Raw genomic sequence first — 14,793 nt, forward strand, 5'->3', positions numbered from 1 at the left:
AAGATTAAGATCGCTACCCAGGGTCCGCTTTCGGGTGGGCAAGCCGCGCTCGGTACCGGTATGAAGAATGCTGCTGAACTGGCGGTCGAGCAACTTAATGCCCAGTTGGGAGCACTTGGGATTACTTTCGAGCTGGTGCCTTTCGACGATCAGGCTCGGCCAGAGGTGGGGTCGGCGAACGCAAAGAATATCGTGTCGGATCAGGATATTCTCTGCGTGGTCGGGCACCTGAATTCAGGAGTGGCGCTAGCTGCTTTGCCGGATTACAAGAATGCCAGTCTGGCGATGGTCTCACCGGCGAACACGAACCCAAAGATTACGGAGGGTGGCTACGAAGTGGCCTTCCGCGTGGTGGGACGCGACGATGTGCAGGGTGCGGTGGCCGAGAAGTTTGCCCGCGAAGAGCTGAAGGTGAAGTCGGTCTACATCATTCACGACACGACGGCCTACGGGCAGGGGGTGGCCGAGTTCTTCCGTCGCAACGCTGAGGCCAACGGCCTGAAAGTGCTGGGCTTCGAGGGCACGGAAGAGCGCAGTGACTTTTCAGCGATCTTGACCCCAATCCTGGCTGCAAACCCCGACCTGATCTTCTTTGGTGGTATCTACGACCAGGCCGGGCCGTTCTTCCGCCAGGCGCGTGACCGAGGGATCACGGCCCAGTTTATGGGGCCTGACGGTCTTGAGTCATCTGAGCTGGTTGATCTGGCTGGGAATGCGGTTGATGGTATGCACTATACGACTGTCGCCGCACCGGTAAGCCAGTTCCCGAAGGCGGCGAAGTACGCACAGGATTACCAGGCTGCGTATGGCGACGCTGCACCTGCGTTCTCGGCACAGGCCTACGATGCGACCAACATTTGTGCTGCCGGTATTCTGTCGGCGGCTATTGCAGCGGGTGGCAAGCCGACACGTGCGCAGGTGGTGCAGGCCATTCGTGGTTTGCCGCCCTTCCCAGGTATTACCGGTACCTATGACTTCAACGAGAAGGGTGATCCAACGGTTGCTACCTACTTTGTGTTGAAGGTCAATGCGGCGGATTGGAACAAGAACGAGCTGATTAGCCGTCTCGAGATCGCACCGCCAAAGTAAAGTGAGGATGTAAGGGAATGTGCAGTGCGCGGGAAACGCTATCCCGCGCACTTGCCTAATGATTAGTTCGGGAGTATTCATGGCTGTCGATGCAACGGTTGCATCCACGACTGCACGTCGGTCGCTGGGAGAAGTGGTAGGGGTTGTTCTGGGTCCGGTCGGTCAACTTCTGGCATTCATCGTTGGGAGTGCGGTTAGTCTGTCGTTGATCGTAGTGGTGCTTGCTCTCGTACTCTCACCCGGCCAACCCGATATTATGCAGCGGGTAGTGATTATTCTGCCCCAGGTTATTATCGACGGATTAGTCCGTGGGTTTCTCTTCGCTACCATCGCTCTCGGTTACACGATGGTTTATGGCGTTCTTGAATTCATCAATTTTGCCCACGGCGAGATTTTCATGATCGGCGGAGTGGTGGGGGCAACGGTGAGTTTGCTGCTGGTGAACTCCGGCACACTGGCAAGTATTCCGCCACTGGTCTTCGTTCTGTTGGTTGTGTTGATTGCAATGGCCTTCTGTGGGATGCTGGCTGTCACAGTTGAGCGAATCGCTTATCGACCGCTTCGTAATGCCCCACGTCTGGTACCACTTATCTCGGCAATTGGGATGTCACTGATCTTGCAAGACTTGGCTCGCCTGGTGATGACCAACAGTCCGCTGGGATTCAACGCACGGTACCAGACCCCTGATTTTGGTCAACCGCTTCGCTTATTTGAGATGCAGGTTGGCGAACGTAGCGTACCGGTCATTCTCAGTCCGCGTGATCTTATCTTTATCGTCGCGGCAACTATTATGTTGATTGTGCTGAATTACATCGTAAATGTGACAAAGCTCGGTAAAGCGATTCGAGCGACAGCACAAGATATGCCGACGGCGAGCTTAATGGGTGTTGATGTAAATCGGATCATTGCGCTAACCTTTTTGATCGGTGGAGCACTCGGTGGCGCCGCTGGTGCATTGTTCGGCTTGCGCATTGGTACCGTGAATCCATACATGGGGCTGATCCCTGGCCTGAAAGCGTTTACTGCTGCTGTGTTAGGTGGTATCGGCAATATTACCGGTGCCATGGTTGGTGGTATTGTACTGGGCTTTCTTGAAGCCTTTGTCGCTGCTTACCTGGCTATCTTCACGGGTGGTAATTTCTCAGGTGCAGCTTATGCCGATATTGCAGCGTTTAGTATCTTGATCTTGCTGTTGATCTTCCGGCCTTCCGGTCTGCTCGGTGAGGCGACAACGCAGAAGGTGTGAGCGATATGACCACAGGCACTTCTTCGCAGAGTCTATGGCAACGTGTAACAGCGCCTCTCAGTAGTGGACCTACCGCGTATGCGTTTCTAACGTTCTATGTGGTGGTTTGTTCTGTTCTTCTCTTGACCAACCCACGTACCGAACTGAGCACCGATATAGTGTTTGTGCTCTTTATGTTGTCGATGCTCGTAGCTTATCGGTCGCGGGTGTCAGCGTGGTTTAAGGTTGCGCTCGGAGCGATTGCGCTGGGCATTGTTTTACCCTACTTTGGGACGCTTAATCCTTTCTACATCGATGTGGCGACCCAGGCCGGTATCTTCACAGCATTAGCCCTCGGTTTGAATGTCGTTGTTGGGTTTGCCGGTCTGCTTGACCTTGGCTATGTGGCGTTTTTTGCTGTCGGTGCGTATGCCTGGGCAATCTTTAGCACTCCACAGATTACTGAGATCAATCCGGCCTGGAGTCCGGTTGACCCGATTATGTTCTATCCATTTCTGGTCATCGGTCTGATCCTGGGCCTGATCACTGGTGTGCTGTTAGGTTTGCCGGTATTGCGCTTGCGTGGTGATTATCTGGCAATCGTGACGCTAGGCTTTGGTGAAGTGATCCGGGTGGTTGCCAATAACCTTGATCGTCCGATTAACGTTACGAATGGTTCTCAGGGTATTCGGGATATTGAACGCCCGCCATTGATATTGGTCGATCTGGTGCGTAATCTGGGTGTGCAGGCTGATGACAATCGGCTTTACCAGCTCTTCTTTTACTACCTGGTGCTAATCATTTTGCTCCTGACCGTGATTGTTGTGGCCCGGCTGAAGAATTCGCGTATCGGTCGGGCATGGGAAGCGATTCGCGAAGATGAGGTGGCCGCGATTGCTCAGGGCATCCCGCGTGTGCGCATGAAGCTATTGGCCTTCGCGATTGGGGCCTCTTTTGCGGGTGTGATGGGCGTGGTGTTTGCCTCGAAACAGCTCTTCATCAACCCGCCGACGTTTGATCTATTACGCTCGATCAATATTCTGGTCATGGTGATTCTCGGTGGTATGGGTTCGATCCCCGGCGCGATGCTTGGCGCTATCATTGTCACGATGCTTGACTTGCAAATCCTACCTCGTATCGCAGCGGTGATCCGTGAAGCGCAAGCGGCTGGCTTACCCATTCCTCGCCAGTTCGATCCAACCCAGTATCAGCGGCTCTTTTTTGGGCTGTTGTTGGTCGTTATGATGATCTTCCGCCCCGAGGGACTCTGGCCTGACGAACGACGTCGTGAAGAGCAGCATGAGGTAGAAATTGGTGAAGAAGAGTTAGCGTCCGATAAGGCCGTTGCCCCAACCGGCGCCGATACGGGGAGATAGCTATGGCGCTTTTAGAAGCTGCACATATTACGAAAATCTTCGGTGGTCTAGTTGCAGTCAACGATGTGACCTTCACCGTTGAACCGGGAAGTATTGTCAGCGTGATCGGGCCGAACGGTGCCGGAAAGACCACGTTTTTCAATGTTTTGACCGGCATCTATAAGCCTGATAAAGGTCAGGTGATCTTTGCCGGTCAGGATATTACCGGCTGGCGACCCGACCAGATTGCTGCGCTGGGAATGCGGCGCACATTTCAGAATATCCGCCTATTTGGCAACATGACCGTGCTAGAGAATGTTCTGATCGGCATGCACGTGCATCTGAAAGCCTCGATCTGGAGCGTGATCTTCCGTGCGCGCAATATGGTGCGGGAAGAGGCGAAAGCTCGCAACAAGGCTATCGAATTGCTCGATTTCGTCGGTATTGCTGACAAGCGCAACGAGTTGGCGAAGAATTTACCTTACGGCGACCAGCGTCGGCTTGAGATCGCTCGTGCCCTGGCAGGCGATCCGAAGATCATTCTGCTTGATGAGCCAACCGCCGGTATGAACCCGCACGAGACGACAGAGGCTACCCAGTTGATTCGTCGTTTGCGCGATGAACGTGGGATCACTGTTATTTTGATCGAGCATGATATGCGGCTGGTGATGTCGATTTCTGAACGCATTACAGTGCTTGATTACGGTAGTAAGATTGCCGAAGGCGATGTGCAGGCTATCCGTACCAATCCGCGGGTGATTGAAGCCTACCTCGGTAGAGGCGCCGCTGGTCACGCTGCTTGATCTTTCATTGTGAATGTGTAGCCATGGCAACCAGATCAGTCGTTCAGAAGCTAGAGAAGATGGTTGAAACCTTTCTCCGCTCAGGACAGACAAATGTGATCGCGCACCAATGACTCCCCCTTGTGCCGTTTATAGGCTCGAATCGGGTTCTGGGTGACCATGGCTTAGGACAGAGGAAATTATGGCGCTGCTGGAATTGCAGAATGTACATACCTACTACGGAAAAATCCATGCCCTCAAAGGTATCTCGATGCGGGTTGAAGCCGGGGAGATCGTGACCCTGATCGGCTCGAACGGTGCTGGTAAGAGCACAACGCTACGTACTATTTCAGGGTTGTTGAAACCTCGCCATGGTCAGATTTTGTTTAAGGGGCAGCGGATTGATACCTTACCACCGCATGAGATTGTGAAGCTAGGGATTGCTCAGGCGCCCGAAGGCCGACGGATCTTTCCACGCCTGACCGTGCTGGAAAATCTTGAAATGGGTGCCTTCCTCTACAATACCCGCAGCCCTGAATATCAGGCCGACCTTGATCGGGTGTTGACCCTCTTCCCGCGTCTGCGCGAACGGGTGAGCCAGAAAGGGGGGACGCTGTCGGGTGGTGAACAGCAGATGCTCGCTATCGGTCGTGCATTGATGACCCGTCCCCAGGTGTTGTTGCTCGATGAACCATCGATGGGGCTAGCTCCAGTATTAGTCGAGCAGATTTTCGAGATTATTCAGACGATTAATCAGCAAGGTACAACCGTTCTGTTGGTGGAGCAGAACGCCTTGCAGGCTCTCTCAATTGCCCATCGTGGGTATGTGTTGCAGAGTGGTGAGATTGTGCTGGAAGATACTGCCACCAATCTGCGTAACAATGCGATGGTGCAGAAGGCATATTTGGGTTTGGAGTAGCGGGTAGCGGAACAGTTTTGGGAGGAACGGGGGGATGAGGGTACGATCCCGAAAAGCACCATCGCCGCAGTATCCGCCTGAAGGGATACGATTACAGCCAGCCGGGGGCCTATTTCATTACTCTCGTCGCGCAGGGGCGGGTGTGTATATTCAGCGATGTTGTCGATGGCGCGATATGCCGGAACGATACAAGACGTATCGTTGCCGAGGCGTGACAGTGGTTGGCCACACAGTACGCTTACGTGATGCTGGATGCCTGGGTCGTCATGCCCAACCACCTGCACGGGATTATGGTGATCACCGACCCCGGTGGGGATGCCGATCAGGGTAAGGGCGTTCACGAACCGCCCTCACCCGGCGCAAATCGGTCGGGCGGCTGGTGGGGGCATTCAAAACGGTGTCCACCAAACGGCATCAACGAACAGCACGGTACGTCAGCGCGGTGGTCTGGCAGCGCAATTATTGTGAACATATCATCTGTGGCGCGGCGTCGCTGGCGCGGATTCGTCGGTATATCGCTACCAATCCATCGCGCTGGTCTATAGATCGGGAGAATCGCGGTTACTAAGCACAGGTACCAGGTGCAGTTTGTAATAAATTCGCCATCCCCGGCTGGCCGACGGTTGCCGCACTACTGCCCAAACTCATCTCCGGCGTGCTGCGGGTGAAATGCGGAACGGTTTTTGGAAGAGCGGGGGATGAGTAGCGCCATCACCACGTCGGCTTTGCAGACCGTGTTGTGCATGCACACCCTTCGCACCATTTCTGCCCAACACTTCCTTTGTGCCGCCCGTTGCAATCGTAACTCGACTATGCTAGAATAATGCACGTCTACGACAGGGGGATTCTTCCACTATCACCAGCGCTTCGAGCGATCCCTGAGTCGCACGCCGCGCCAGCAAGTTCATCGGTTCGTGCATTCGTGCAACGAAGGAGTTGGGATCATGCAGGATCTGAATGCCGTCCAAAGTCTCGCAGTCTGGGTCGTCCTCGTTATCTCGTTGCTCGGTATCGGTTACGCCTTCTTCATTCGCAGTCAAATCCTTGCTCAGGATACGGGTACCCCAAAAATGCGTGAGGTCTGGGGATTCATCAAGACCGGAGCGAACGCATATCTAAGCCAGCAATTCCGCACCATTTCTATCTTGATCGTTATCTTAACGTTTGTTCTAGCGGCAAGTGTGTTTATCATTCCCCCAACAACCGAAGCGGTTGAGCGCTTTGGTAGCAAAGAAGCTGCAACGCTCTGGGTGGCAATTGGGCGGGCCGTTGCCTTCCTGATGGGGTCACTCTTCAGCTATGCCGTTGGCTTCGTGGGCATGAATGTGGCAGTCGAAGGTAATGTTCGCGTGGCAGCGGCTGCACGCAAAGGGTATAACCCGGCGTTACAGGTCGCGTATAAGTCCGGTTCGGTGACCGGTATGCTGACCGTCGGGCTGGGGCTACTTGGTGGGACCTTGATCTTTATGGTATTTGGCATCGCTGCTCCTGATGCCCTGCTCGGTTTCGGCTTTGGCGGATCGCTGATCGCACTCTTTATGCGTGTGGGTGGTGGTATCTACACCAAGGCGGCTGACGTAGGCGCCGATCTGGTCGGGAAAGTAGAAGCCGGTATCCCTGAAGACGATCCCCGCAACGCGGCAGTGATTGCCGACCTGGTTGGTGATAATGTTGGCGACTGTGCCGGTATGGCTGCCGACGTGTTTGAGAGCTTTGAAGTCACGCTCGTTTCAGCGTTGATTTTGGGTCTGGTGTTGGGCGATGCGGTCGTCGGTACAATCGGCGATGGTGACTATGATCTGCGCTTTATCATCTTCCCCTTGGTGTTGCGGGCCATTGGGGTTGTAGCATCGGTTATCGGGAACCTGTTTGTAACTACCGATGAGCGAAAGCGCAACGCAATGGCGGCGATGAACCGTGGCTTCTACATTGCTGCCGGCCTGGCTATTGCTGCTAGCGCTGCGGCAACACCTGTCTTTATGGTGAATGAGGCCACCGGTGTAGTGGACTGGCGGCCTTTCTTTGTGACGCTGTCAGGTGTGGTTCTGGCTATTGTGCTCGATAAGCTGACCGAGTATTTTACCAGTACCCACTATAGCCCGGTAAAAGAGATCTCCAAGGCTTCGCAGACCGGATCGGCGACGAATATCCTCTCTGGCCTGGCACTGGGTATGGAGAGTAGTGTCTGGGCGATTCTGGTGATCTCTGCCTCGATCTTTACCTCGGTGTTGATTTATTCAGGGGAACCGGCAGCAACTCAGTTTACCGCTATCCTGTACGGTGTGTCATTGACCGGTATCGGGATGTTACTACTCACCGGTAATACCATCTCGATGGATAGCTTCGGGCCGATCTCCGATAATGCCAATGGTATTGGTGAGATGGCCGGCCTCGATAAGAATGCCCGCAATGTGATGGATGATCTTGATGCGGTTGGTAATACAACGAAGGCCGTTACCAAAGGTATTGCTATCGGTTCGGCGGTCATTGCGGCAGTTGCGCTCTACGGTTCGTATTTTACCGACGTGAATAAGGTACTACAGCAGATGATTAACGAGGGCCGGCAGGGTGTTGAACTGCTCGCCTCAATTAACGTAGCAGCTCCACCAGTATTTATCGGTCTACTCATCGGTGGTGCGGTACCGTTCCTCTTCTCGGCCCTGACTATTCGTGCAGTGTCACGGGCGGCTGCCCAGATCGTCAATGAGGTGCGGCGACAGTTCCGTATCCCTGGCTTGATGGAAGGTAAAGTACAGCCCGATTACGCTCGTGCGGTTCAAATTTCGACGACGGCAGCTCAGAAAGAGCTGATCAGTTTGGGTTTGATCGCGGTGATGGTGCCGATTATTGTTGGCTTTACATTAGGTGTCGAAGCGCTGGGTGGTTTCCTTGCCGGTATTATCCTTACTGGTCAATTGATGGCGGTGTTCCAGGCTAATGCCGGTGGCGCCTGGGATAACGCCAAGAAGTATATCGAAGAAGGAAACTTCGGCGGTAAGCATAGCGAGCCGCATAAGGCGGCAGTAGTTGGCGATACCGTCGGCGATCCGTTGAAAGATACGGCTGGGCCAGCGCTGAACCCGATGATCAAGGTGATTAACCTGGTGGCGCTGATCATTGCGCCGATTGTGGTGACGATTGAACCGGGGAGCCCAGGCGTTATTATCGCAATGATTATCTGTGTGGCGGCGTTGATCTGGGCTATCTGGCAAAGCAAGCGCGAGAGTGAAGCGCTGAAAGAGATCGCTCAGGCTCCAGTTTCGGCTGATTAGCATGTTCCTTGAACGTGATGCTTAGGGGTGGAATGAACCCACCCCTAAATTTGTTTCTAACCATACAGTGGTTGCAGGGATTACTGTCTGCAAGCATGCGATGTTCGTCAATGTCGCTCCGTGGTTGTGCAGTTCGGTGATCACATGCAACCCGAAGCTGAAATCATTAATAGCTCACTCATACCTCATTTTCGTTATCAGAACTTTACCCATCCTGACTGTTAACGGTTGGTAGTGAATTTTTTCCACAAAAACTGTTACTAGCAGGATAGGATCAAAGTAGCATTCGCTCATCAGTCTGGGAGAAGTGTGATGACGACACCCACGACCGATATTGCTACCGACCGCAATGTTCGCCCTGTTAGTGACAATCGCCGTAAGATTCTCGAAGCGACGATGAAACGCTTCCAGTATCAAGGCGATGCACTGATCGAGGTTCTCCACAAAGCCCAAGAGTTGTACGGCTTTCTGTCACCGGAGTTGTTGAGCGAAGTAGCTCAGCGGCTCAGGTTGCCGCCGAGCCGAGTCTACGGTGTGGCGACCTTTTACCACTTCTTTTCTCTCGTACCGCAGGGTGAACATAGTTGCACGGTCTGTCTGGGTACGGCCTGCTACGTGCGTGGTGCAGCACACCTATTGCACGATCTTGAAACACTTAGCGGTGTCAAGGCTGGTCACACCAGCAGCGATGGACGGTTTTCCCTACTCACAGCGCGCTGTCTAGGTGCCTGCGGCATTGCGCCAGCAGTCGTGCTTGATGGTGAGGTCATTGGTCACGCCGATTGCTCTGATCTGACAGCCCGTATTCAGAAACTGCTTGGCCGCGAGGAGTAGCGTATGGATCTCCACGAACTTGAGGCAATTGCTGAACGCGAGCAGGCTCAACGTCCTCATTTACGTATCCTCTGCTGTGCTGCGGCCGGTTGTCAGGCTTCAGGCGCATTAGAGATTAAGCGTCGGTTAGAGTTAGTCCTCTCCGCCGCCGGTAAGCTGGCTGAGGTCGAAGTGACGCCGGTTGGGTGCATGGGGCTGTGTGGTCATGGGCCACTGGTGCGCATTGAACCCGAGGGGACAGTGTTCGAGCGGGTGACTCCGGCAGATGCCGAAGAGATTGTAAGTGCGCTTGAGCAAGGCCCTTGTAATGTCTTGCACTGCGACCTGAACCATCCCTTCTTTACCCGCCAGCAACCGATTGTACTGCGGCACTGCGGTCGGATTAATCCTGAACGAATTGAGGATTATATTGCAGTCGGTGGCTATCGCACCCTCTACCATGTGATTCACGACCTGACTCCGGCTGAGGTCATCCAGATTATTGCGCGCAGTGGTCTGCGGGGACGGGGCGGTGCCGGGTATCCGACCGGATTAAAGTGGGCTACTGTTGCCAAAAGTCCCGGTGAACGGAAGTTTGTGATCTGTAATGCCGACGAGGGTGATCCAGGGGCATTTATGGATCGCAGCGTGCTCGAGAGCGATCCGCACCTGGTGCTCGAGGGTATGGCGATTGCAGCGTATGCAGTGGGCGCCGAACAAGGGTTTATTTACGTGCGCGGTGAATATCCGCTGGCAATTGAACGGTTACAGAAAGCGATTGTGCAGGCTCGTCGGCTGGGTTTGCTCGGTGCCCAGATTTTTGAGAGCGGTTTTAACTTTCGGGTTGATATTCGGGTTGGCGCCGGCGCTTTTGTCTGTGGTGAAGAGACAGCTCTGATCGCGTCAATTGAAGGACGGCGCGGTCAACCACGTCCGCGTCCGCCATATCCGGCAGAAAAGGGTCTCTGGGGCATGCCCACTCTGATCAACAATGTCGAGACCTTCGCCAATGTTACTGCCATTATTGAGAATGGCCCAGAGTGGTTCCGCCAGATTGGAACTGAGAAGAGTAAAGGGACAAAGGTCTTCGCGCTGACCGGCAAGATTCGCAATACCGGTTTGATCGAAGTGCCGATGGGGATCACGCTACGCGAGATTGTCTACGAGATTGGAGATGGTACACCCGATGGCACGCCGGTAAAAGCCGTTCAAACAGGTGGCCCTTCAGGTGGGTGTATTCCGGCTGAGCTGTTTGATACGCCGGTTGATTACGAATCACTGGCTGCCGTCGGTTCAATTATGGGTTCCGGTGGGATGGTGGTCATGGACGAGCACACCAACATGGTTGATGTTGCTCGCTTTTACATCGAGTTTTGTAAAGATGAGTCTTGTGGCAAATGTATTCCCTGTCGGGTCGGCACGGTGCAGCTCTTCAATCTGCTGACCAAATTACGGAACGGGCAGGCACAACCACGCGATCTCGATACTATAGAAGAGTTGTGCGAGTTAATGCGCGAAACGAGCCTCTGCGGGTTAGGGCAATCGGCACCAAATCCGGTGTTGAGTACGTTGCAGTACTTCCGACACGAGTATGAGCAACTGATTGGCGTGGAGGTTGATCATGGCAGCTAAAACACTTACAATTGATGATCACCTGGTTTCAGCCCGACCCGGCGAGACACTGCTAGAGGCTATTCGCGAAGCAGGGATTGTTATTCCTACTCTTTGTCATCTCGACGGCCTATCGGATGTAGGTGCCTGTCGGCTCTGTCTGGTCGAGATCGAAGGTCAACGGCGGTTACAGCCAGCCTGTATGACAATGGTGAGCGAAGGGATGGTGGTGCGCACCTCTACGCCACGGTTGCAAGCTTATCGGCGCCAGATTGTTGAATTGCTTTTTGCCGAACGCAACCATGTATGTGCCGTCTGTGTTGCCAGTGGCAACTGTGAATTGCAACGGCTGGCCGCAATGGTAGGTATGGATCACGTGCGCTACGACTATCTTTCACCTGATTGTTCGGTTGACATCTCGCATCCCCGGTTTGGCATTGATCACAACCGTTGCGTCCTCTGTACCCGTTGTGTTCGTGCCTGTGATGAAATTGAGGGTGTACATACCTGGGATGTTGCCGGTCGTGGCGTGCAGGCACGGGTGATTACCGATATGAACCAGCCGTGGGGAACATCAACCACGTGTACCAGTTGCGGCAAATGTCAACTGGCCTGTCCGACGGGGGCTATTTTCCCGCGTGGTGTAACGGTAGGTGAACGGCCACATGCCAGCGAGCGGATTGCGCTGATTATTGAGGCACGGAAGCAACGCTGGTAAGCAGAACATAATTGCCGTGTGAGATAGTGCTGGCGCAATGGTGAGCCACAGGTGAGAGGAAGCAACTTATGAGCCGCTTGCGTATTGCGACGATCTGGCTGGGTGGATGTTCGGGATGCCACATGTCGTTCCTCGATCTCGATGAGTGGCTAATCGAGCTGGCCGCTCGTGCCGATCTCGTTTATAGTCCTATTGCCGATGCGAAACATTTTCCAGCAGAGGTTGATCTGACCCTCATCGAAGGTGCGATTGCCAGCGACGAACATCGTGAGCTGGCAAAGACGGCACGCCGTCAGAGCAAATGTATCGTTTCCTTCGGTGATTGTGCGGTAACCGGTAATGTAACAGCGCTGCGCAACCCACTTGGCCCGGCCAGGAATGTGCTACAGCAGGTGTATGTCGAGCACAGTGACCCACGAGGGGTTATTCCTCACGAACCGGGAATTATCCCGCTTCTGCTCGATAAAGTCGTGCCGGTACACCAGGTCATTCCCGTAGATTATTACTTGTCGGGCTGTCCGCCCTCGGCGTCACGCATCCGGGCACTGCTAGAGGCGCTGCTGGAAGGGCGCGAACCACTGGTCGATATTCGCTACGGATAAGCAAGCGCTGGTGCTACAACTACGTTGAGCGAGGGAGTGAACAATGGGCCAACGTATTCTCATTGATCCGGTCACGCGCATTGAGGGTCATGCCAAGATCAGTATTCATCTTGATGAGGCCGGTAATGTCGCGGAAACACGGTTTCATGTCACCGAGTTTCGTGGCTTCGAGCGCTTTTGTGTTGGCAGACCCTTTTGGGAGATGCCTGGTATTACGGCACGCATCTGCGGTATCTGTCCGGTAAGCCACTTGCTTGCTTCGGCACGTGCCGGTGACGGCATTCTCGCTGTGATAATTCCTCCTGCTGCCGAGAAATTGCGTCGATTGATGAATCTGGGGCAGATCATTCAATCTCACGCGCTGAGTTTCTTTCACCTGAGTGGCCCTGATCTGATGCTTGGTTTTGATAGTGATCCGGCTCAGCGCAACATCTTTGGTCTGATTGCAGCCGATCCAGAGCTGGCACGCAATGGCATTCGGCTCCGTCAGTTTGGACAAGAGGTGATTGAACTGCTAGGCGGACGCAAGATTCATCCGGCCTGGGCTGTGCCAGGCGGTGTGCGCAGTGGCCTTAGCGAGCGGAGTCGCGATCACATCCGGGCAAAACTACCAGACATGCTGACCATTGCCTGTCAGGCCCTTGGTAGACTTAAGCAGCTCGGTGAAACGTATCAACGTGAAATTGAAACATTCGGTGTCTTCCCCAGTCTCTACCTAGGTATGGTTGGCCCTGGTGGACGATGGATGCACTATGGCGGGAAGCTCCGTGTGATCGATCACCGTGGCAACATTCTCGTTGATGAACTCGATCCCATCGACTATTGTGATGTTATTGGTGAGGCGGCTGAACCGTGGAGTTATCTGAAATTCCCGTACATTCGGGCTTTAGGCTATCCGCAAGGGATGTACCGGGTCGGGCCGCTGGCGCGGATCAACATCTGTACAACAATGGGTGCGCCGCGAGCCGACGCCGAATTACAGGAGCTACGTCAGGCAGTTGGGCCGGTCATTGAAGGGAGTTTCTACTACCACCACGCACGCCTCATCGAGATTATTGCTGCACTCGAGCGGATGGAAGTTTTGCTTGAAGATGACGACTTACTCTCGTCAGATTTACGTGCTGACGCTGGTGTCAATCGTCACGAGGCGGTAGGGGTAAGTGAAGCGCCACGGGGCACCCTCTTCCATCATTATCGAGTCGATGAAAAGGGGTTGATTACGCACGTCAATCTAATCATCGCTACTGGTCAAAACAATCTCGCTATAAACCGTACTGTTGCTCAGATTGCGCAGAGCTATATTCAGAACGGTCGGTTTGATGAAGGAATTCTCAACCGGATTGAAGCCGGTGTGCGTGCTTATGATCCATGTCTCAGTTGCTCAACCCATGCCGTTGGTCAAATGGCAATGGAGGTGGAGTTGTACGATGCTCGTGGTGAGCTGGTAGGTCGACTTTGTCGTTAGACGGCGAAGCATACCGTGCCTGGCAAACGGTCAGGCGAGCGAATATTTGAATGTCTATGCCTGAATCAAGTTGCCCATCGTGCAGAGAGCTAATCCGAACATTCGGCCTGGTGTCGGAGGAGGTGCGGTTCGCAAACCGCACCTCCAATACTGCGGGGTGGTGATTATCAGCGCACGGCGTACCGTCTCTTCCCGTCAGCGTGCATCTGTCGGGAGGTAGAATTACTGCGTCCGTCCGTCTCCGCCTTCGTCCGTCAGACTACCCCACCGTGCGCCACTAATCGGCATCAGGATGATTGCGCGTCGTGTTCTGAACATCACCTGGGTTCATCTGTTGTATCTTTTTGCGGTATAATTGTCTTACCGGTATCAGGGAACATCGTAGAAAGAGTTGGCTATGGGAAGCATTTGCCAGCGTCGATGTCCGGCAGTAGCGCCACGAGGAGTTGTCATCGGCTACGGCAGCCCACTGCGTGGGGATGATTATGCGGGACAGGCTGCGGCCGAGCGATTACGACAATGGCGCATCGTCGGGGCACATGTGATCACAAAGGCTCAACTCTCGCCTGAGTTAGCGTCCGTGATTGCGCAGGCTCGTCGCGTTATCTTTCTTGATGCAGCGGTAGATCGAACCGATGTTGACGTGCGTGTGGTAGAACCCGCGCCGTTACGGAATGTCAGCCATCAGAGTGAGCCGGCAGGGTTATTAGCTCTGGCACGTCTCCTTTATGGTCGTGTTCCTCGTGCTGTTCTAATAACCATTCCGGCCTATGACACGACGCTCAATCTGGCGCTCAGCCCGGCTACCGAACGAGCAGTTGCCCATGCAGCCCGGCTGGCACGGGCGTACCTGGGGCGACGCTACTGGGCGTTACAGGCTCGTGCCTGGGGTGAGTAAACTATTAAAAATATCCCCCGTAACGTAACCACCCCCAACCGTGA

Annotated in this window: 13 protein-coding genes; all 13 read left to right on the forward strand. The window is 54.1% G+C overall.

Annotation, left to right across the window (positions count from 1 at the left end):
* On the forward strand, positions 1-1,089 hold a 1,089-nt coding region (locus JE47_RS0116205), incomplete at its 5' end, for a branched-chain amino acid ABC transporter substrate-binding protein (RefSeq protein WP_031460756.1).
* A gap of 79 nt (positions 1,090-1,168) precedes the next feature.
* Complete coding sequence (locus tag JE47_RS0116210; RefSeq protein WP_031460757.1) at positions 1,169-2,335, forward strand: branched-chain amino acid ABC transporter permease; 1,167 nt, start codon at positions 1,169-1,171, stop codon at positions 2,333-2,335.
* 5 nt (positions 2,336-2,340) lie between these two features.
* Positions 2,341-3,690, forward strand: coding sequence for a branched-chain amino acid ABC transporter permease (locus JE47_RS0116215; RefSeq protein ID WP_031460758.1), 1,350 nt, complete (start codon positions 2,341-2,343; stop codon positions 3,688-3,690).
* A gap of 2 nt (positions 3,691-3,692) precedes the next feature.
* Positions 3,693-4,472, forward strand: a complete 780-nt coding sequence (locus JE47_RS0116220; RefSeq protein WP_031460759.1) for an ABC transporter ATP-binding protein — start codon at positions 3,693-3,695, stop codon at positions 4,470-4,472.
* Between the two features lie 181 nt (positions 4,473-4,653).
* A complete protein-coding gene (locus JE47_RS0116225) occupies positions 4,654-5,370 on the forward strand; it encodes an ABC transporter ATP-binding protein (protein WP_031460760.1) in 717 nt (238 codons plus the stop codon).
* Between the two features lie 221 nt (positions 5,371-5,591).
* Complete coding sequence (locus tag JE47_RS22590; RefSeq protein WP_236631263.1) at positions 5,592-5,915, forward strand: hypothetical protein; 324 nt, start codon at positions 5,592-5,594, stop codon at positions 5,913-5,915.
* 399 nt (positions 5,916-6,314) lie between these two features.
* Positions 6,315-8,642: a sodium-translocating pyrophosphatase gene (locus JE47_RS0116235; RefSeq protein ID WP_031460762.1), complete on the forward strand. Its 2,328-nt coding sequence runs from the start codon at positions 6,315-6,317 to the stop codon at positions 8,640-8,642.
* A 312-nt stretch (positions 8,643-8,954) separates the two neighbouring features.
* Entirely contained in the window at positions 8,955-9,476 is a 522-nt protein-coding gene (hoxE, locus tag JE47_RS0116240) for a bidirectional hydrogenase complex protein HoxE (protein WP_031460763.1), read from the forward strand.
* Positions 9,477-9,479: 3 nt separating this feature from the next.
* Positions 9,480-11,087, forward strand: a complete 1,608-nt coding sequence (locus JE47_RS0116245; protein ID WP_031460764.1) for a NuoF family protein — start codon at positions 9,480-9,482, stop codon at positions 11,085-11,087.
* Positions 11,077-11,784 (forward strand): bidirectional hydrogenase complex protein HoxU, encoded by a 708-nt coding sequence (hoxU, locus tag JE47_RS0116250; RefSeq protein WP_031460765.1) that lies wholly within the window; start codon positions 11,077-11,079, stop codon positions 11,782-11,784. Before JE47_RS0116245 ends, hoxU begins: the two co-directional genes overlap by 11 nt.
* A 68-nt stretch (positions 11,785-11,852) precedes the next feature.
* The gene (locus JE47_RS0116255; protein ID WP_031460766.1) at positions 11,853-12,386 is read left to right on the forward strand and encodes an oxidoreductase; all 534 of its coding nucleotides are present in this window, start codon (positions 11,853-11,855) and stop codon (positions 12,384-12,386) included.
* 43 nt (positions 12,387-12,429) lie between these two features.
* Complete coding sequence (locus tag JE47_RS0116260) at positions 12,430-13,851, forward strand: Ni/Fe hydrogenase subunit alpha (RefSeq protein ID WP_031460767.1); 1,422 nt, start codon at positions 12,430-12,432, stop codon at positions 13,849-13,851.
* A gap of 397 nt (positions 13,852-14,248) precedes the next feature.
* Positions 14,249-14,749: a hydrogenase maturation protease gene (locus JE47_RS0116265; protein ID WP_031460768.1), complete on the forward strand. Its 501-nt coding sequence runs from the start codon at positions 14,249-14,251 to the stop codon at positions 14,747-14,749.
* The last annotated feature ends 44 nt before the right edge of the window (positions 14,750-14,793 follow it).

This window comes from Chloroflexus sp. MS-G, assembly GCF_000735195.1.
Taxonomy (GTDB): Bacteria; Chloroflexota; Chloroflexia; order Chloroflexales; family Chloroflexaceae; genus Chloroflexus.